The 17,788-nt window shown below is 67.5% G+C and carries 16 protein-coding genes and 4 pseudogenes; 7 read left to right on the top strand and 13 right to left on the bottom strand.

The features are described from left to right. Positions 1-5: 5 nt before the first annotated feature. From RCR19_RS39355 to RCR19_RS39340, 4 genes and pseudogenes are all read right to left on the bottom strand, one after another. Positions 6-245 (bottom strand): annotated as a pseudogene (locus RCR19_RS39355) (ATP-binding cassette domain-containing protein); the annotation flags it as partial. Positions 246-584: 339 nt separating this feature from the next. After that, positions 585-752, bottom strand: a pseudogene (locus RCR19_RS39350) (zinc-binding dehydrogenase); the annotation flags it as partial. A 21-nt stretch (positions 753-773) separates the two neighbouring features. Beyond that, a pseudogene (locus RCR19_RS39345) lies at positions 774-1,215 on the bottom strand (transposase); the annotation flags it as partial. Positions 1,216-1,447: 232 nt separating this feature from the next. Further along, positions 1,448-2,368 carry a DUF664 domain-containing protein gene (locus tag RCR19_RS39340; RefSeq protein ID WP_331269882.1) on the bottom strand — a complete coding sequence of 307 codons (921 nt, stop codon included), beginning with the start codon at positions 2,366-2,368 and terminating at the stop codon, positions 1,448-1,450. Positions 2,369-2,651: 283 nt separating this feature from the next. On the opposite strand from RCR19_RS39340, the gene RCR19_RS39335 reads away from it, so the two are divergent. After that, the gene (locus RCR19_RS39335; protein ID WP_331269881.1) at positions 2,652-3,548 is read left to right on the top strand and encodes an IS982 family transposase; all 897 of its coding nucleotides are present in this window, start codon (positions 2,652-2,654) and stop codon (positions 3,546-3,548) included. A 5-nt stretch (positions 3,549-3,553) separates the two neighbouring features. On the opposite strand, the gene RCR19_RS39330 is transcribed toward RCR19_RS39335, so the two are convergent. Further along, positions 3,554-4,744 (bottom strand): IS110 family transposase, encoded by a 1,191-nt coding sequence (locus RCR19_RS39330; protein WP_331268702.1) that lies wholly within the window; start codon positions 4,742-4,744, stop codon positions 3,554-3,556. A gap of 486 nt (positions 4,745-5,230) precedes the next feature. Here RCR19_RS39330 and RCR19_RS39325 point away from each other — a divergent pair, with 486 nt between their 5' ends. Beyond that, positions 5,231-5,620: a hypothetical protein gene (locus tag RCR19_RS39325; protein WP_331269880.1), complete on the top strand. Its 390-nt coding sequence runs from the start codon at positions 5,231-5,233 to the stop codon at positions 5,618-5,620. Positions 5,621-6,116: 496 nt separating this feature from the next. On the opposite strand, the gene RCR19_RS39320 is transcribed toward RCR19_RS39325, so the two are convergent. The 5 genes from RCR19_RS39320 to RCR19_RS39300 form a co-directional block, all read right to left on the bottom strand. Then, positions 6,117-6,608, bottom strand: coding sequence for a cupin domain-containing protein (locus tag RCR19_RS39320; RefSeq protein ID WP_331269879.1), 492 nt, complete (start codon positions 6,606-6,608; stop codon positions 6,117-6,119). 271 nt (positions 6,609-6,879) lie between these two features. Next, entirely contained in the window at positions 6,880-7,179 is a 300-nt protein-coding gene (locus RCR19_RS39315; protein WP_331269878.1) for a hypothetical protein, read from the bottom strand. A gap of 92 nt (positions 7,180-7,271) precedes the next feature. After that, the gene (locus RCR19_RS39310; protein WP_331269877.1) at positions 7,272-8,294 is read right to left on the bottom strand and encodes a YihY/virulence factor BrkB family protein; all 1,023 of its coding nucleotides are present in this window, start codon (positions 8,292-8,294) and stop codon (positions 7,272-7,274) included. Further along, on the bottom strand, positions 8,291-8,680 hold the full coding sequence (locus RCR19_RS39305) for a hypothetical protein (protein ID WP_331269911.1): 390 nt from the start codon (positions 8,678-8,680) through the stop codon (positions 8,291-8,293). The genes RCR19_RS39310 and RCR19_RS39305 overlap by 4 nt, the downstream gene beginning before the upstream one ends. 354 nt (positions 8,681-9,034) lie before the next feature. Then, complete coding sequence (locus RCR19_RS39300; protein ID WP_331269876.1) at positions 9,035-9,664, bottom strand: TetR/AcrR family transcriptional regulator; 630 nt, start codon at positions 9,662-9,664, stop codon at positions 9,035-9,037. Positions 9,665-9,832: 168 nt separating this feature from the next. Between RCR19_RS39300 and RCR19_RS39295 the strand changes: the two genes are divergently transcribed. Continuing rightward, complete coding sequence (locus tag RCR19_RS39295) at positions 9,833-10,873, top strand: aldo/keto reductase (protein WP_331269875.1); 1,041 nt, start codon at positions 9,833-9,835, stop codon at positions 10,871-10,873. A 352-nt stretch (positions 10,874-11,225) separates the two neighbouring features. On the opposite strand, the gene RCR19_RS39290 is transcribed toward RCR19_RS39295, so the two are convergent. Further along, the gene (locus RCR19_RS39290; protein WP_331269874.1) at positions 11,226-11,861 is read right to left on the bottom strand and encodes a TetR/AcrR family transcriptional regulator; all 636 of its coding nucleotides are present in this window, start codon (positions 11,859-11,861) and stop codon (positions 11,226-11,228) included. Between the two features lie 68 nt (positions 11,862-11,929). Between RCR19_RS39290 and RCR19_RS39285 the strand changes: the two genes are divergently transcribed. From RCR19_RS39285 to RCR19_RS39275, 3 genes are all read left to right on the top strand, one after another. Next, on the top strand, positions 11,930-12,883 hold the full coding sequence (locus RCR19_RS39285) for a DMT family transporter (RefSeq protein WP_331269873.1): 954 nt from the start codon (positions 11,930-11,932) through the stop codon (positions 12,881-12,883). Between the two features lie 809 nt (positions 12,884-13,692). After that, on the top strand, positions 13,693-14,262 hold the full coding sequence (locus RCR19_RS39280) for a hypothetical protein (RefSeq protein WP_331269872.1): 570 nt from the start codon (positions 13,693-13,695) through the stop codon (positions 14,260-14,262). A gap of 802 nt (positions 14,263-15,064) precedes the next feature. Then, positions 15,065-15,208, top strand: coding sequence for a hypothetical protein (locus tag RCR19_RS39275; protein WP_331269871.1), 144 nt, complete (start codon positions 15,065-15,067; stop codon positions 15,206-15,208). Positions 15,209-15,230: 22 nt separating this feature from the next. Here the strand turns inward: RCR19_RS39275 and RCR19_RS39270 are convergent. Together RCR19_RS39270 and RCR19_RS39265 are read right to left on the bottom strand one after the other, a co-directional pair. Next, positions 15,231-15,293 (bottom strand): annotated as a pseudogene (locus RCR19_RS39270) (integrase); the annotation flags it as partial. A gap of 97 nt (positions 15,294-15,390) precedes the next feature. After that, positions 15,391-16,371: a helix-turn-helix domain-containing protein gene (locus RCR19_RS39265; RefSeq protein ID WP_331269870.1), complete on the bottom strand. Its 981-nt coding sequence runs from the start codon at positions 16,369-16,371 to the stop codon at positions 15,391-15,393. Positions 16,372-16,497: 126 nt separating this feature from the next. Between RCR19_RS39265 and RCR19_RS39260 the strand changes: the two genes are divergently transcribed. Continuing rightward, positions 16,498-17,463: an NADP-dependent oxidoreductase gene (locus RCR19_RS39260; protein WP_331269910.1), complete on the top strand. Its 966-nt coding sequence runs from the start codon at positions 16,498-16,500 to the stop codon at positions 17,461-17,463. Positions 17,464-17,788: the final 325 nt, after the last annotated feature.

Here is a 17,788-nt window from a genome sequence, read left to right as displayed (position 1 = left end):
CTACGTAGCTGCCGCTCGCCCATGGCGGAGATCTCCTGACCGGCCAGCCGTACGGAGCCGGCCGTGGGCCGGTCGAGGCCGGCCGCGCACTGCAGGAACGTCGACTTCCCGGACCCGGACGGCCCCATGACGGCGGTGAGAGAGTGCGCATGCAGTCGCGCGTCGAGGTCGCGCAGGGCGTACACGGTGTTCCGACCGCGGCCGTAGGACCGGCTGACCCGGTCGAGTTCGAGGATGGCTGCCATATCGTCGATCGTACGAACATCGCAGGTCAGCGAGGGATGGGGCAGGCACCCGAGTGGGGGGTTCGGCTATCCCGAACCCTGCGGGCGGGCCGGCGGCGGCTCGCCCGCCAGGTGATAATGCACGATCGGCGCCAGCCACGGGATGATCTCCTCCACATCGTCGTAGGCCACCGCGTGAAGTGGGCGACTGCAACAGCGGACCGTGCAGGCGGGAGCCGGGCGAACCCGGCGTGCGGCCGTACTGCTACCTGGGCCTGCGCCAGGAACTCGGTGCGTAGCGTCGCAGGCCTGGGCCGGGTGGCGGGCTGAGGCCAGTTCGCTAGGGAACCAGCACGATCCGCCCCGGAACCCGCCCTCCTCCAAATGCGCATGGGCCTTTGCGACTTCCACCAGTGGGTACCGCGCAGCCACGCGGAGGGTCAGGGCACCCTCGTCCACCAAGCGGACGAGCTCGGCCAGGCGTGAGCCGTCTGCGCTCGACTCGACGGCCGCCGTCCGCACACCGCGGGCCGGATCCGGGGCAGTGCTGAGAATGTCCGGTTCACCCGGCCGCCACTGGTCCACGGCGATGAGTCGTTTGACCAGGTCCCGCAGTTGGCATGCGGTGACGGTGGCGGCGTCATCACCGGGCGCCAGACGCCGCACGTCCAGGAGCGCCGTCCACGAGCTGCGGCCTGGCTCGAGCGTGCAAACAATGGAGTAGGGCCAGCAGCCAGGGACAGGAATGTGCTGGTCCTTGCTCCGTCCACAAGTGTGACACAGGATCCGCTCTGGTGAGGTGTGGGCGGCGGGCCGCAGCCAGCAGGTCACATCCACGGCCAGGACCAGCCGGCCGTCGACGGCTCGCGGCCGACCAGTGACTTCACCGGCCCGCCTCCGCACAGCACAGTGTCGGCCAGCTCGAACAGCAATCCGAACGGGCGGTGAGGCTGGCATAGAACTCCTGCCGGAAGGATGACAGTTGGGCCAACGGCTCACGCCGGGGTATCGCGATGCAGCAGACTCATCCTCACGGTCGTCGTACTGAAGATGTGTGTTCCTTGGTCGGAGCACATGTTCAGTCGAAGGCCGTCTTGCTGTACGCAACTTCCCTGACCGAGCGATCAAGCTCGACGCAGTATTCGAGGCATCAAGTTTACGATCAAGTTAGGGCGCGTTGCGATAGTTGAGGCTGGGTTCCGGTCCGGCTTATGGGCCGGTGCTTAGCGAGGTCCAAGTCCTGTTCGTCCGTCGAGTAGTTCGCGGGCGATGTCCAGATGCCCGGCGTGACGCGCGGTCTCTTCGATGACATGCATGATGATCCCGCGCAGGTCGGCGAGTTCGTCTCCCAGCGGTTCGGGGTGACGGCCCTGTGGGGGTGCCCACAACGGCGTGCGGGCGATCACGGCATCGGAACGGCGGCACTGGTCGTCGTAGAAGGCGAAAACCACCTGCGGCTCTCGCGGTGTCGTCAGGGGGGCATGATCGTCGGACCACGACAACGGCTCGGCAGCTCCGGTGACGATCTCCTGGAACCAGTGCCTCTCGGCGTGTCCCAAGTGTTCTATGAGTCCGAGGGGCGTCCAGCCGGAGGGCAGAACCGACGTGGTCAGTGCCTGCGTGTCCAGCCCGTCAACGATGGCCAGCACGCTGGCTCGCTGTGCCGCGAGGAACGCCGACAGAGTCTTCTTTTCCGTGCCATCTGAGTCCATGGGCGCATGGTTACAGTAGCCACTGACAACCGCGGCGGCAGCCAGCCCACCACGTGACGACGGCGGGTCATAGCCACTCGTTGATGGCAGCGACGAGGACGGTCGCCTCGTATCGGACCGCCAGCTTGTCGTAGCGCCGGGCGAAAGCGCGGTTTCTCTGGAGGCGGTGATCCCGATCCCGCACTCCACCGCGTGACGCTCGCGGTAGTCGACCGGATCGAAGCGCGGTGGCCGGCCGCCGCGAGATCCGAGCTGCTGGCGGTTGCGGGCCTGGCCAGCCTTGTCGGGGATGGTGCAGGCGGCGATGCCAATCCGCGCGGCCAGCCGCACCAGCCCGATGCGGTGCCCGCGCCACAGCTGCACGACCCGCTGTTCGAGGGGCGGCGGGGTCCGCAGCGGACTGCGGTGGGGGCGGCTGGAGCGGTCGTGCATTCGCCCTTATCGTGGTTCGCCTCTGACGAGTTGGTGCGTGACGGCGGGTGAGGTGTCGTGCCAGACAGATGGCAGGATCCCGCTGTGGCGACCGTGGTGGGTCTGTCCGCGGCGCATTCCCCACGCGGCCTGGGAGCGTGCACTCATACATCAGCCCAGGGGCGCAATGAGGCCCTCGATCACGAGCGTTATCAGGGTGATGCCGAAGGGGAGCCCTAGACGAGTAAGTCCTATGTCCCGGCCCGACGATCAGGCATGAAGAGAGGGTGTTCAAGATCATGTTGTGACGCAAGACCTGAACACCCTCCTGACCGCACTGTACGTGAAGATCGACGACGAGCTGGGAGGACCGCGATGGATGGGCAGACCGCCCGTGCTGACCGACTCCGAACTGGTCTGTATCGCGGTCGCCCAGGCGATGCTTGGCTTCACCTCCGAGGCTCACTGGCTGCGCTATGCCCGCAAGCACTTGCGGGGCCTGTTTCCGTACCTGCCGCAGCAGTCCGGCTACAACAAGCGGCTGCGGGCCGCGCTCGGCCTGGTCAAACGGGTCATCCGGATGCTCGCCAAGTCGAGCGACTTCTGGCTCGACGACTGCTGGATCGTGGACTCCACCCCGGTGCCCTGTGGCATGTCCCGGCCCACGGTGAAGCGCTCGGACCTGGCGGGATGGGTGGGCTACGGCTACTGCGCCAGCCACTCGCGGTTCTACTGGGGGTTGAAGCTGTACCTGGTGTGCACGCCCGCGGGGATGCCGATCCTGTGGGCCCTGGCCGACCCGAAGATCGGCGAACGAGAAGTACTGGGCGCGATGCTCGAAGTCGACGCGGGCGTGGCGGCCGAGCACGACGGCATCCTCCTGATCTGCGACAAGGGGTTCGCGGGCCGGGACTTCGAAACGCTGCTGGGCGAGTACGGCATCACGATGCTGCGGCCGTCGCGCAAGGATGAGAAGGCCCGCTACGGCGAGCCGATGCTCAAGAAGGTCCGGCAGCTGATCGAGTCGGTCAACGACACCCTCAAGGGCCAGCTCGACCTGGAAGACCACGGCGGCCGTTCCTTCGAAGGCGTCGCTGTCCGCGTCGCCCAGCGCATCCTCGCGATGTCCGCCGCCATCTGGCACAACAACGCAACCAACGCCCCAATCACCCGGTCACTGATCGCCTACGACTCCCAATGAAGATGTCAAGCCGCCTCAGCCAGGGGTGGTGTGAGTTGGTAGCACCGTCCGTCACGCAGCAGCGCCCACAGGACATTGACCCGCCGACGCGCCAGGGCCAGTACGGCCTGGACGTGCCGCTTGCCTTCGGCGCGTTTGCGGTCGTAGAAGCGACGGGACTCCTCACAGCAGCGGATGCTGATCAGGGCCGACGTGTAGAAGACGCGTTGAAGCCCGCGGTGGTAACGGGCCGGGCGCTTCAGGTTGCCGCTGATGCGCCCGGAATCGCGGGGAGCCGGGGCCAGGCCGGCGAAGCCCGCGAGGCGGTCAGGAGTACCGAAGCGGGTCATGTCCCCGCTCGTGGCAGCCAGGAACTCAGCGCCGAGCAAGGGGCCGATCCCGGGCAGGCTGGCGATCACCTCGGCCTGGGCATGGCTGCGAAACCGTCCCTCGATGAGCTTGTCGATCTCGTCGACCTTCTCGTTGAGGGCGATCACCTCCTTCGCCAAGCTGTGCACCATCTGCGCGGCCATCGTTTCGCCGGGCAGCGCCGTGTGCTGTCGCTCGGCAGCCTCCACGGCGGCAGCGGCCAGGTCGGCGGAGCTGCGGACCTTGCGGTTGCGCAGCCAGGTCTCCAGTCGTTTGATGCCGATGCGGCGCAGAGCGGCCGGGGTCTGGTAGCCAGTCAGCAACACCAGCGGGCCGCGGTTGCCCATGTCGAGCGCACGCTCCAAAGCCGGGAATATGCCCAGGAGTTGGTCACGCAACCGGTTGACCGTGCGGGTCCGGTCAGCGACCAGATCAGCCCGGCGGGCGGTGAGGATCTTCAGCTCTGCGATGGCTTGCGCATCGGGCCGCACCGGCTCCAGGTCGCGGCGCATACGGGTCTGGTCGGCGATGATCGCCGCGTCGCGGGCATCGGTCTTTCCCTGGCCGCGGTAGCCGGCTGTTGCCCGGTTGACCGCCAGTCCGGGCAGGTAGAAGACGGGCTGGCCATGGTTGGCCAAGAGCCCCAACAGCAGGACAGCACCACCATGTGTGACGTCCACGGCCCAGGTCGTCTCATGGCCGAGGTCCAGGACGGCCGCGATCAGGGCAAGCAGCTCCGACTCGTCGTTGGCCACCCGGCGGGACAGCAGATGCCTGCCCTCCGCGTCGACCACCACGCAGTGGTGGTGGGTCTTGCCGATGTCCACCCCGGCCCATATGCGGCCCATTACCCCTCCGGCGCTCGTGCTCGTCGTGTCCGCAGACGACCTCGCCGGCAGGTCCTTACATAGCGATCTGTTCGCAAATCCCAATCAGCGGCCGAGTCGTCGCGGGGCGTGAGGCGGCCAGTCGTACGAAGCCACGGTCGGCAGACCACTGAAAGCCACACCTCACACCCCCGGATGCCCCAACCCTACGAATGGCTGGACCAAACCGATGACCAAGGTAAGGACCACTGACCGGAGATCGGACTTACTCGTCTAGGAGGAACTCGGCGACTCCTGAGGATGCGAACACCAGGCAGCCGCGGACGACAAGTCGCGCACAGATGAGGAGGGGGCGCCCGTGCAGACCAAAATGACCGCTGAGTATGCGTCGGCGAGGGTCACCGTGATTCCAGTGATCTTGCTGGTGGCAGCCGTGGAGTTCAACATTGCCAGCACGAAGTACCGGGACCAGCGGCTCCACTACACACGGGCCCTGTTGGACGCGGTATGGAAGAAGGAAGTGGAGCCGCCCCCTCCAAGCACCTGGCCGCGCCTGGCCTACCTGGCATTATTTGCCTTCTGGTACCTCATGTCGCGGCACACGTCGTCGCCGAGGCGAAGCTGATCACGTGGCTCGCCGGCACGCAGCGAGGCCCCGCCCCGGGGCTGGCGGGCTACGTGGGCACCGTGTCCATCGCCGGCTTCTCGTCCGTGATCATCGGCTTCATCATCAACGCCTGGATCAGCATGGGCCAAGAAACCAGCGAGCGGAAACGCCTGGAAGAACTGGTGCGCCGCCAATGGGCAGCACAGGCAACGCGGCCGCCGGTGGCCCAAGTCCCGCCGGATCCGGGGCCCGGGGCGTCCTCGGGTCCGTCCTCAAACGATCTGGCCTGATGGATCAGGGGCGGCCTCAGGCCGTCAAGAGCCGAGCTGCCCACGCCGCCGGGCTCGTGCTTCCACGCCTTGGCTGCGAACCCCGGCCAGCCGCAGGCCACATCCGGCTGTGTGGCCTGGATGTCCCGACGGTTGGCGGGTTAGCCGATTCCGGTGACCTGCAGGGCCGTGGTCCAGTTGTTCCCGACCATGCCCGTGTCGTGACGAGAGCAGCCCCGACCGGCGAAGGCACCGGTCGGGGCTGATGCGCGCAATGCGATGGTGAAGGGCGGTCGCCTGCGCGGCGAAAAGCTCCATGAGGCTTCAGCCGAACGTGTCTTCATGGCCGTACCACGGGAGTGGGAGGCGTGCTCGCCGGATCGAGCCCGCACGCGCCAACGCTGTGTGGGGGGCGTTTCAGCATTGCCCGCGTTCGCCGATATGACTGGACCTTGATCGCACGTCATCGATTCTCATCGATTCACAGGTCGTTGCAGTGCGGCACTCAGCGCGTGGCCTAGACATCGAGCATGTCGGTGTTGTACTGGTCGTGCCTGACCCGGAAGGCTTTCAACTCTTCGCGACTGCGCTGTGCGTACTCCGCTGCCTTCTCGAAGTACTCCTCCCTGGGAGCTCCCGGAGTGAAGAGCAGCAGCAACGACACCGGCTCGTCGCTGTCGTTCTGGAAGGCGTGGAGCCCACCGGCCGGTACGTAGAGGAAATCTCCCCTCCCTCCTGTAACCCAGCGTTCGCCGTTGTAAAGCCGGATCTCGCCAGACAGGACGTAGAAGGACTCGGAGATCGTCCGGTGGAAGTGTTCTGTAGCGCCCATGGCCTTCGGTCCCATGTCGAGCTTGTACAGGCCGAATTCGCCGTTGGTGTGCTCCTGCTTGGCCACGTAGCTGATGTCGGTGCCACTCCAACCCGTGTCGGGCTGCGGCCGCGCAGGTCGGAACAGAGCGCTGACCTGCCCGCTGTCACCGAGGTAGCGGGGCTCTGGATAAGACATCGCGCCTTCCTCTCACATCGACAGTCACTACCGCACAGGAGCGGCCTGTACATGAGGGGGGAAGCTGGGACGGGTCCTCTGTAGCCGGTGGGGTACTCGGGCACGCTGAACTCACCGTCTCCAGAGGTGATGCGGCGTGCGACTCGTGGCCGCCATTCGGGTGGCGCTGGCGTGGCTTGACCATGGCTTCACGGGCACCTTGTTGGGCTGCCGGTAGGGCACGTTGTACTCGCGGGCGATGCGTCGGGCCATCTCGGTATCCCATGGAATGTCATCGGATTTGCTCCAGGGAGAGATGATGGTGGTCGTCTTCGAGTGCGCGGTAGCTGTCCGCATGAACGGCCGCGACGAGTCCGAGGCCCGCAGAGAAGCACACCAGGCCGCCGAGCAGTACACGGTGAGGGCCAGCCGTCTCGACGACCCGACCGCTGATGCCGACGGCGACCGACACCAGCGGCATCATGGTGATCACCAGTACGGCCCTGGCCGCAGCCAGGCCCCGCATCTGCAGGTACAACGTCGGGCAGGAACGCGCCGACGACCCGAAGCCGACGGGTGAAGCGTCGGACACCGTGGTGGAGAGGCTCTTCCGCGTGCGCTGATCAGCTCAGGCGTCGTCTACCGGAGCCATCTGTGAGCTGGGCTGGGGTGCGGCCAGCAGGCTCACCGACCCGAGGTGTCGTCGTCAGGGGGTTGCTCACGCCGCGGCTTGGGCGGCGGGCCGAAGTGCACCCGGATCTTCTCAAAGCCCTTGAACGCCTCCGTGGCAGCGTAGGACCGGTAGGCGCGACGGTCACCCGCGCTGAGGTCGACCCGGTCTGTGAACGGCGACAGCAGACTCCGCGGCCACAGCCGTAGCAGCCGGACCGCCCCGACCTCGGCAGCTGCGATAAAGATGAGTGCCCCCACATACAGCCAAGCGAGCAGCCCCAGGACGATGCCGAACATGCCGTAGGTGGCTGTGGCCCCGCGCAGTACATGGCGGACGTAATAGGTGCCCACCCACTGCAGCCCCTGCCATGCGCAGGCAGCGCCGAGCGCGATGACGACGAGCCCGCGCAGCGGCAGCGCCCGATACGTCAGCAAACGGTAGCTCGTAACGAGCAGACCGGTGTTGAGGCACACGGACGCCGCCGTGGCGGCGATCCAGACCCCGCCCTGCAGCGGTACGCCGAACAGGTACGTTTGCGAGGCCGCCACGGACAGGAGGGTGAATGCGCACAGGCCGAGCGCCAGGAGCAGCAGGAACAGCAGTCCCCGGAGCCGTGAGCGGAACGGGTCCGGCCGGGCGTGCCGGGGCACTGCCCAGATCTTGTTGAGGGCGTACTGCGCTGCCTGGGCCACGCCTAGAGAGCCGTAGAGGCTGCCCGCGATGCCCGCGGCGAGCGCGGCTCCGCTGCCGTGGAAGGAGTGGATGTTGCCTACGATCTGGTCGCCGATGACGGGGAACTTGCTCAGTGCCGAGTTCAGGACTTCGTGGCGCAGGGCGGGGTCGTTGCTGAGGAGGCTGCTCAGGACGGCTACGAGGATGAGGAGGAGCGGGAAGAGGGACAGGAACCCGTAGTAGGTGAGGAGGGCCGCAAGGTACAGCGCCTGGTCGTCGTAGAACTTGTACAGCACGGCGAGCGGCAGACCCACCCAGCGGTGACTTCTCTGATAACGGTCCACCCGCTCGTGGAGTCTCATGGCTCGCGCCTGCCCCGAGTCCCCAGGCGTGCGTTGTGCCAGGCGATGGCGCGCCTGATCTCTGGTACGTGCAGCCCGGTCCGGCACCCCAGCTCCTCGATGGTGAGAACGGGCGGGCCGGTGGTCAGAGCGCGAGTGATCTTCGCCGCCCACAGTTCCTCGTCTGCGAACGGGCGGTACCGGTAGATCTCCTGCATGATCGCGAAGTGTGGCTCGCTGCATGCCGTGATCAGCCGGAGGCCGTCGAACCAGTCGTTGCTGGCGTTCACGGAGGACGAGTCGGGCACGTAGCCGCGCACAGCCTCGCTCTCGGCGAAGGTGCCCGCGCACAGGTCGCACAGTTCCAGACGGGTCTTCTCCGTCTTTCCGCTCTTCGTCTTCCACATCTTCATCGAGAGCCTCGCCGAGAAACGTCCTGGATACTGCCCTGACCGTCGAGTGCATACCCCTAGCGTGCCTAGGGGTTTCCTTTTACCCCGGCGTGGAAACGAGCCGTCAACGGAATCTCGAGGGCAGGTCCGAAGGCGGGCTTACATCCGTCCTCGGTGGAGCTCCAGGCGCTCCGCAAGGCCGTCAGCCCGCCCCAGCTGCGCCTGCTGGGCGCCGAGGTCAAGCTCACCCAGATCTACGCCCCGACCCGGCCCCACCGATGGGTCTATCGTGCTTCGGCTCACAGGGCATCGTGTGTCCGTGCACACCTCGATGGGTGATCCGCCAAGACCTCTGGCGACGTGCCGGCTTTACTTGCCGCCGCCCGCCGGGCGGCGGTAGAAGCCGTACCACCAGGTCAGTGCCAGCTCGCGGGCGAACGCGGCGTCGCCGGCGGGATCCCCGGCGGTGACGTGGTCGACGAGGGCCCGCTCGCCGCCCATGACGATCACCCGAGTTGCACTCACCGGGTCCAGGTCGGCCGGGGTACGGCCCGCGTCCTGCTCGGCGCGAAGCACCGCGATCGTCCAGTCCGTGAACTGGTTGAGTTCCGCACTCCAGAAGTCACGCACGGTCACGTCGTAAGTGGCGACCTCAGCGAGCGCTCGCCTTACGGCGGCGTGTTTCCGATAGACCTTTACCACTTGCAGGAAGGCGTCTGCGAGACGTTCGACTCCGTCCGACGGGGACCATGCCGAGGTGACGTCGAAGGAGGAGGTCATGAGTTCGGTGGCCAGGCGGATGAGAAGGTCGACCTTGTCGCGGAAGTGGCTGTAGAAGGTCGAGCGGGCGACGCCGGCCTCGGTGCAGATGTGCTGCACGCCGAGCTCGGTGAAGTTCGCGCCGTCGATCAGGAGACGCTGCGTCGCGGCCAGGATGTCCGCCTCGGCCGAGGTCGGGCGGCCGACCTTCGCGGTGCGTCGTCGGGTGATCGAAGGCATGTCCGGTTTCCTAGGGTCCTCGCTTGCGGCGCACGTCACACTACACCTTGCCCGGACACCGTGTAGCGTAATTTCCGGACACGATGTCCGGACGTAGCGACCGGAAAGATGTGGGATGCCGGGTCGCCTGCCGGTGGACCGGGCGTATCTGCAAACAAGGAGTAGCTGGTGAAATATCGTCTGCTGGGACGTACCGGGGTCTGGGTCTCCGAGATCTCCCTGGGCGCGATGACGTTCGGCGGCAAGGAGCACCCGGTGTACCGCACCCATGGGGCACTCGGGCAGGAGGAAGTGGATCGGATCGTCGGCACGGCCCTCGACGCCGGGATCAACTTCATCGACACGGCCGACGTCTACGCCGACGGCGAGAGCGAAGAGCTGCTCGGCCGGGCGATCGCGCAGCACCGGCGGGAGGTGGTGCTCGCCACCAAACTGATGGCTCCGGTCGGGCCGGGACCCAACGACCAGGGGCTCTCCCGTCTGCACGTGATGCGGGCCCTGGAGGACAGCCTGCGCCGACTGAAGACCGACTACATCGATCTCTACCAGATCCACAACTACGACCACATGACGCCGATCGAGGAGACACTCAGCGCGCTCGACGACGCAGTAAAGCAGGGCAAGGTCCGCTACATCGGCTGTTCCAACCTCGCCGCCTGGCAGATCAGCAAGGCGTTGGGCATCTCCGCGCTGCACAATCAAGCGAAGTTTGTCGCCAATCAGACGCACTACTCGCTGCTGTCGCGCGACGCCGAACGTGACCTTGTGCCCATGGCCGAGGACGCCGGGCTGAGCCTGACGGTCTGGCAACCACTCGTCGGCGGATTCCTCACCGGCAAGTTCGATCGCGACGGGGTGAGCACAGAACAAGACTCCCGCCGGGCCCGGAACGGCTTCGACTTCGTTCCCTTCGACGAGGAGAAGGGCTTCACCGTGCTCGCCGCGCTGCGGACGGTCGCCGCTCGGCACGAGGTGAGCCCCGCCCGGGTCGCCATCGCCTGGCTGCTCGCCCAGCGCGCCGTCACCAGCGTCATCGTCGGCGCCCGCAAACTGGAACAGCTCACCGACAACATCGCCGCCAGCGACCTCATCCTCACCGAGCAGGATCTCACCGAACTCGACGAGGTCAGCCGACCGCCGATCGCCTACCCGAACTGGATTCAGGAGCAGTTCGCTCCGACACGGATCCCGGCCGGCAACCTGGCCTGATCACGACGCCGACCATCCAGCCCAGTGGCTGATCGGTTTGGCGCTCCGGCCGGGTTGGACCGGGACAGAAGTGGAGGCCCGAGGCGGCGACCAGACCGCACGCGTTGAGCGGGACGAGCTGTCTGACTGTTGCGCCGGCGATTGCTTCCACTCTCGCCACACGGGCTCACTCACCCCCGCCGGGAGTGACGTTTCCCGGTTCCACACCCGACCCACTACCAGGCCGAATCTTCCACCGCAGGGGTCGCCGTCCGGTCGCGGGTGATGCGCAAGCGGGTGCCTGAGGCGGCCCTCGCGGGTGGGTAGTGCCGGGGGCGGCGTCCGTGGCATGAGGGTCGCCCCCGGGGTCGCCTCAGGCGGACGAGCCGTCCGGTCGACGCTCACCGGGCATCTCGTCCCACACGGCAGCGTCCAGAAGGATCCGCGCCTGGTCACGCGCATGGCCGATAGGGTCGGGGAAGATGGCCAGTCCGTGTGCGACCAGCGCGCCCTCGTGGAGCAGCATGAGCGTGCGGGCGAGCTGTTCGGAATCCGTCGTCACGGCCTTTGAGGTGAGGTCGGCGAACAGGCGCAGCATCCACTGCTTCTGCCCAGCGATAACCGGATGGGCAGGGTGGGAGGGATCGCTGATCTCGGCGTGGGCGTTGACCATGCTGCAGCCTTTGGAGCTGTGCTCCTGCGCCCACGACCGGGACGACTCGAAGACGCACAGAATGCGGTCCCGGGGTGTGGTCCCTGCGGCCTCGAGTCGTGTGGCCAGGAAGTCTCTCCATCGCTCGTCGCGATCGGCGAGGTACTCGACGACGAGCTGGTCCTTGGAGCCGAACCGGTCGTAGAGGGTCTTCTTCGTGACGCCGGCCTCGGCGGCGATGAGGTCCACCCCGACGGCGTGAATGCCGCGCTCGTAGAAGAGCCGCTCTGCAGCCTCTAGGACCCGGCGTGCGCCAGGGGTCATTACGATCCGCCGCACTTCTTCGGAACCACCCATGCCGCCCACTATACAGATCTGTATAGTGACCATGAAGTATACCGATCTGTATACCTCCTGGAGGTGGCATGAATCTCCTGCTCTCCCTCGCCTTCGTACTCTGCTGGAGCTCGGGGTTCATCGGCGCCAAGCTCGGCGCGGGCAGCGCACCTGCGACCACGATCCTGATGTGGCGCTTCCTGCCCCTGATCGTCCTTCTGCTCGCCTTCTCCGCCACCCGAGCAAGTACGCTCACTCGTCAACTGACTTGGCGCGTCGTGGGCCGCCAGAGCCTGATCGGGCTGCTCTCCCAGAGCGGCTATCTCCTCACCGTCTACTACGCCATCCAACTCGGTGTCCCCAGCGGCACCACCGCCCTGATCGACGGCGTCCAGCCCTTGGTCGTCGGCGCCCTCGCCGGACCGTTGCTGCGCCAGCCCGTCACGCCCCGGCAGTGGCTCGGTCTGTGCCTGGGGGCCGCAAGTGTCGCCACGGTCACCACAGCCGATGTATCAGCCGGTACGGCGAAGACATGGTGGGCGTACCTCATACCGTTCCTCGGTATGTTCTCGCTGGCCGCAGCGACTTTCCTGGGAAACCGGCCGAGCACGCCGGTCGCCGCGTCGACGTCCATGACCATTCACAGCCTCACCAGCGCCGTCCTCTTCACGGCCCTGGCCGTGGGCACCGGAACCATGGCACCGCCCGCCGGCGTCACTTTCTGGGTCGCCGTCATTTGGCTCGTCGCGCTCCCTACCTTCGGCGGGTACGGGCTGTACTGGCTCATCCTGAAGCGGTCCGGCATCACCAAGGTCAACGCGCTCATGTTCCTGATGGCCCCCGTCACCGTGATCTGGGGAGTCCTCATGTTCGGTGAGCCGCTCAGCCTCCAGACAGTCCTCGGACTCGCCGTCGCCCTCACGGCGGTTGCCGTGGTGCACCGCGGTGGGCATGCCTCCGACCGAACGGCGGAAACCGCCAAGGCGGCACGGGAGGAGCCCTTCCCGTCGCCCTGCGGATGCGCCCGTTCTCAGGTGCCGTAGCCACTCTCCATTTTGCGGGGTGCCGGACAGGCTGAGCAGCCCCGCGCCGAACGCGGTCTGTTGCGAAGTGTCCACGTCGGACACCGGCATGGTCACCCCATTGGCCTGCCCGGCCATCGCGCCTGTACAGCCGTTCGCCGACGGTCAGCCCGTGCAGCGGGTTGATGGCGGGCCAGTTGCGACCGATGAAGGACCTGGCCAGACCGGCGCCAAGACCCAGCGCCGCTGCCGTCCGCCCCACCGCGCGAGAAGCTGCCCCCGCCCACCGACGCTCTCACGACCGAGACGCCCTCCGGCCTCGTACACCCCACCGCCGACCTCCGGCGCACTGACGTGAGCTGCGCGGATCCGTCACTGACTGCAGTGATCACTCGGGAAAGGTTCGAACTGCCTGGCTCCGACCTCTATGACATGGCACTGCACACTCGCGACGTGGCCACGTCATCACGAACAGACCGTGACATGGTCCGGCCGGGAAGTGCCCATCGACCCCAAGCAGTCCCCAGCCTTCCACTTCGACGCCGATCAGTACGACACGAACTGACCCACGCACTCACAAACCGGCAGCGACTGGCCTGGAGAAGCCATCAACACAGGTCGCACGGCCCCCTGCGCGCCATTGACCGGTCCGGCAGCACCGGCACCGGGTGCGACAGTCTGGCAGTGAGTGCCGCGGCGCGGCCGTCCGGCAGTGGGTGCGGCGGTGCCGCGGTCCGGCAGTGGGTGCGGCGGCATCATGTAACGGGTTCGCTGCAGCCCCAAGGACCGTTGGGGGTTGGGGCCGGATCCGGGGCGTAGCGTGCCCGCTCGTGGATGAACTGATCTTCAGAGCGAAAGACCGGCACCGCCCGCCCTGGCGGCACATCGTGCCCGTGCTTCTCATATGCGTGCTTCAAGGGGTCTTCTTCTTCCGCGACGCCGACATGGTGACCGCCTCCTGCGTGTCCGGCACGCTCCTCATGCTCTGGGGCGTGAGCTTCTTCCTCGTACGCCGCAGTGGGACCACGGTCGGCGCCGACGGCATCACCATCAGCTGGGGCATGGGATGTGGCCGCACCCACCCCTGGAACCAGATCCGATGGATCGACGTACGCGAGACCCGGACCAACTCTGGGACCGTACGCACCGCCCGGATCACCCTCACCGGCGGGCAGCGCCGCTCACTACCCGCACTCAGCCACAGCAACCTCTACCCCCTCCCCGACTTCGACACCGACGTCCAACAAGTCATCAACCGGTGGGAACTGAGCACCGATCCGACGATGCGTTTCCAGCCCCCGAAGCGGCCCCGGGACCGGATCACACCGGAGGCACTCGGCGTCATCCTCGGACTCGTCATCACCGCCGTCATCGTGCTCGTCGTCCTGGCACAGAACTAGGGGTTCTCATCCGGATCAGCCCCGGCAGTACAACAGCAGGGCCGATCCCCGGAGACGACAACTGTGCCCAGTACGGAGGGCCACGGAAGTAGTGGCACATCAACAAGCGGTGAGAACACAAGAGTTCCGCGACGAGGACGCATCCCAGCTCCGGACACTCAGCGCAACAGTCACCGTGCCGCTTCGGCATCGCTCCCTCACCCGCACAAAACCCCAGACGGAACGTCGCCGAACTCGAAGGCCCCGACCCGTCCCGGGTACGCCTCGAGACAAAACTCAGAGCCACCTGACCAGCAACCGGTCTGCCGCCACCCCTCCACAATGATCCCCTGCGCATTCCCAGCGCCCAGCCGAACCGGAACAATCGCCATCCAGCGAACACCCCACACCGACAGCCGCGCCCGGGCCAGGGGCCACCGCCCAGAGAATGAACAGGACCACCCCGACACCCTCTACCAACAGCAGCACAAGCAGCACATACCCGACCCCAAAACCCCACCACACCCACCGAACCCCATCCAGTGCCACCCACGCCGCTCGTCCTCCATGCCCTGGCCCCCGTCATCGCGAAGGCGATCGGTCCCCACGACAAGACAGCCACCCGTCTGGTCACCGAGGCCGGGGGAACCTGCATCCGTACCTCTCGCTCTGGCACCGCGATCACGCCGGGGACGGCTGCCCCGTCTCCGGATTCGCTGCCGACCTGGGGCGCGAACCCGAGCAGGCCGCCCGCTCCCAGCACGCCTACTTCAACGGGGTATGCAACCGCGCCGCCCGGCTGGCCACCGGCGACGACGACGGCGTGGCCCAGCTCTGCACCATGGTCGGTGCCCTCGTGCTTGCCCGAGCCACCCGGGGCAACCCGATCTCCGAAGAACTGCTGCAGGCCGCGCGCACGGCTCTCACCCAGAGCGGGCAGTTGGCACCGCAACGCCGCACAAACTGACCGGGGGCCCGTCGGTCACCTAGAGGTACCGCGCCCGCATCCTGGCGGCGCCTCCCCACTCCCATCCCATGATCTGGTCGATCACGCTGAGCGCCGCGAGCCTCGAGCCTCACTTTGTGCGGGTCACTTGATGCGTCGGGCGATCGGCGGGGTGTTGTCGCGGCCATTGCCCGGCCGGGTGGTCACCGTGCCGTCATCAGCTCCGGTGCGTTGTGGGCGCGACGGTAGGCCAGGGGTGACAGGCCCAGGTGCGTGTGGAAGTGCTTGCGCAGTGCGACGGGGTCGCCGAAGCCGCAGGCGGTGGCGATCCGCGCGACGGTGAGGTCGGTTGACTCCAGCAGCAGGCGCGCGTGGGCCAGCCGCCGCTGCGCCAGCCACTTCAGCGGGCTGCTGCCCACCTCGCTGCGGAACCGCCGGGTAAAGGTGCGCACGCTCATGTGCGCGTGCCGGGCCATGTCCTCCAGTGTGATCGGCTCGGCGAGCCGGTCCAGCGCCCACTGCCGGGTCGCCGAAGTGGAACGGTCGGTGTCCTGCGGAACCGGGTGCTCGATGAACTGCGCCTGCCCGCCCTCGCGCCACGGCGCCACCACGCAGCGGCGCGCGGCGGCCGAGGCCACCGCCGCCCCGTGGTCCAGACGGACCAGGTGCAGGCACAGGTCGATGCCTGCCGCTCCCCCGGCGGACGTCAGGATGCGTCCGTTGTCGACGAACAGGACGTCCGGATCGACGTCGACGTCGGGGAACAGCCGCGCCAGCGCGTCACACAGCGCCCAGTGCGTGGTGGCCCGCCGACCGTCCAGCAGACCGGCCGCCGCAAGCAGGAAGGCCGACGTACACAGGCTGACGATGCGGGTCCGCGGTCCTATTCGCTCCAGCGCCGCAGCGAGTTCCTCGGGGAGCGTGCCGGTCGCGAGCAGGCGTTCGCCGGGCTCCTGCGTGGCCAGAACCACGGTGTCCGCCGTCTCCAGAGCCGACTCGTCGTGGTCGACGACGATCCGGTAGTCCTCGTGCGTGCGTACCGGCCGGCCGCCGAGGGAGCAGGTGACGACGGAGTACAGACGAGTCCCGTCCGGTTCACAGGCCTCGTTGAACACCCGCGCCGGGACGCCCAGATCCAGCGGCAGCACTCCGTCGAGGGCGAGAACGGCAACACGATGCGGCATGGCCCGAATAGTACGACAGGTGGCTCTCCGGCCACTCACCCGCCTCCGCGAGCACACGCCACTGTTTCTTTTGCCGGACCGAGGTCCGGCAAAAGAAACAGTGAGACGGACATGAGCGAGGACAAAATGAGTGAGCACACCATGCGGGCTGTCACCGTCACGGAGTTCGGCGGACCGCAGGTGCTGACCGCCGAGGAGGTCGTGCGCCCCGAGCCGCTGCCGACCGAGGTGCTGGTGCGCGTGCACGCCGCCGGCGTCAATCCGGTGGACTGGAAGACCCGCGAAGGTCAGGGCATGGCGGGACTGCAGACGTTCCCGCTGATCCTGGGCTGGGACATCTCCGGCGTCGTCGAGGAGGTCGGCTTCGGCGTCACCACCCTCGCGCCCGGCGACGAGGTGTACGGCATGCCGTGGTTCCCGCGCGCCGCCGGCGGCTACGCCGAGTACGTGACCGCCCCGGCCCGCCAATGGGCCCGCAAGCCGGCCACCCTTGACCACGTGCACGCGGCCGCCGTGCCGCTGGCGGCACTGACCGCCTGGCAGACCGTGGTCGACACCGCCCACGTGCAGGCCGGCCAGCGCGTCCTGATCACGGCCGCCGCCGGCGGGGTGGGCCACTTCGCGGTTCAGTTCGCCCGGCACCTGGGCGCCCACGTGATCGCCACCGCCAGCGCAGCACGCCACCCCTGGCTCAGGGAGCTCGGCGCCGACGAGACCATCGACTACACCACCACCCGCTTCGAGGAGGCCACCAAGGACGTCGACGTCGTCATCGACCTGGTGGGCGACGCCCACGACCAGACCAGCACCCGCTCGCTCAAGGTCCTGCGCCCGGACGGCCTGCTGGTCGCCGTCCCGGCCGGTGTCTCCCCGGAACTGGCCCAGGCCGCCGAAGCGGCAGGCGTGCGGGTCACCCCGTACCTGGTCGAGCCTGACGGCGCGGGGCTGACCACGATCGCAGCCCTGATCGACGCCGGCGAGGTCGCCGTCGAGGTGGAGGAAACCTTCCCGCTGGAAGAGGCCGGCGCGGCCCACACCCGCGTCGAGGCCGGACGCACCCGCGGCAAGGTCGTCCTCACCGTCGCCGACTGACCACTTGCGCCAGCAGTTGGAAGCAGCGCCACGTACTACGAGATCCGCCGCTACCAAGCCGCCCGGACGTCGCGAGGAGTGGGTGCGTTACATGCAAGACCGTGGTCATCCCGTTTCAGGCCTCGCTGGACATGGACCGGACCGCTGACCGCTCACCCGCTCCGTCCGCCGCGGCTGCCCCCATTTTTTGCCCGTGCGGCCGAGGGGGCGCCGCGGCAGGAACGCCAAAGGCCCGGCGCCACGTGTGTGGTGCCGGGCTTCCGCTGGAACGGGGAGGTTAGGGCGTCATCCTCGTCGTCTCCTACCCCGACAAAGACGCCCGGGC

This window comes from Streptomyces sp. WAC07094, assembly GCF_036320405.1.
GTDB lineage: Bacteria > Actinomycetota > Actinomycetes > Streptomycetales > Streptomycetaceae > Streptomyces > Streptomyces lannensis.
This window is presented reverse-complemented; position numbering and strand designations above follow the sequence as displayed.

Excerpts from the sequence above, each read along its gene's own strand:
- RCR19_RS39340 (WP_331269882.1), bottom strand. The coding sequence starts at position 2,368 with ATGCACGACCGCTCCAGCCGCCCCCACCGCAGTCCGCTGCGGACCCCG.
- RCR19_RS39330 (WP_331268702.1), bottom strand. The coding sequence starts at position 4,744 with ATGGGCCGCATATGGGCCGGGGTGGACATCGGCAAGACCCACCACCAC.
- RCR19_RS39325 (WP_331269880.1), top strand. The coding sequence starts at position 5,231 with ATGGAAGAAGGAAGTGGAGCCGCCCCCTCCAAGCACCTGGCCGCGCCT.
- RCR19_RS39320 (WP_331269879.1), bottom strand. The coding sequence starts at position 6,608 with ATGTCTTATCCAGAGCCCCGCTACCTCGGTGACAGCGGGCAGGTCAGC.
- RCR19_RS39310 (WP_331269877.1), bottom strand. The coding sequence starts at position 8,294 with ATGAGACTCCACGAGCGGGTGGACCGTTATCAGAGAAGTCACCGCTGG.
- RCR19_RS39305 (WP_331269911.1), bottom strand. The coding sequence starts at position 8,680 with ATGTGGAAGACGAAGAGCGGAAAGACGGAGAAGACCCGTCTGGAACTG.
- RCR19_RS39300 (WP_331269876.1), bottom strand. The coding sequence starts at position 9,664 with ATGCCTTCGATCACCCGACGACGCACCGCGAAGGTCGGCCGCCCGACC.
- RCR19_RS39290 (WP_331269874.1), bottom strand. The coding sequence starts at position 11,861 with ATGGGTGGTTCCGAAGAAGTGCGGCGGATCGTAATGACCCCTGGCGCA.
- RCR19_RS39285 (WP_331269873.1), top strand. The coding sequence starts at position 11,930 with ATGAATCTCCTGCTCTCCCTCGCCTTCGTACTCTGCTGGAGCTCGGGG.
- RCR19_RS39265 (WP_331269870.1), bottom strand. The coding sequence starts at position 16,371 with ATGCCGCATCGTGTTGCCGTTCTCGCCCTCGACGGAGTGCTGCCGCTG.
- RCR19_RS39260 (WP_331269910.1), top strand. The coding sequence starts at position 16,498 with ATGAGTGAGCACACCATGCGGGCTGTCACCGTCACGGAGTTCGGCGGA.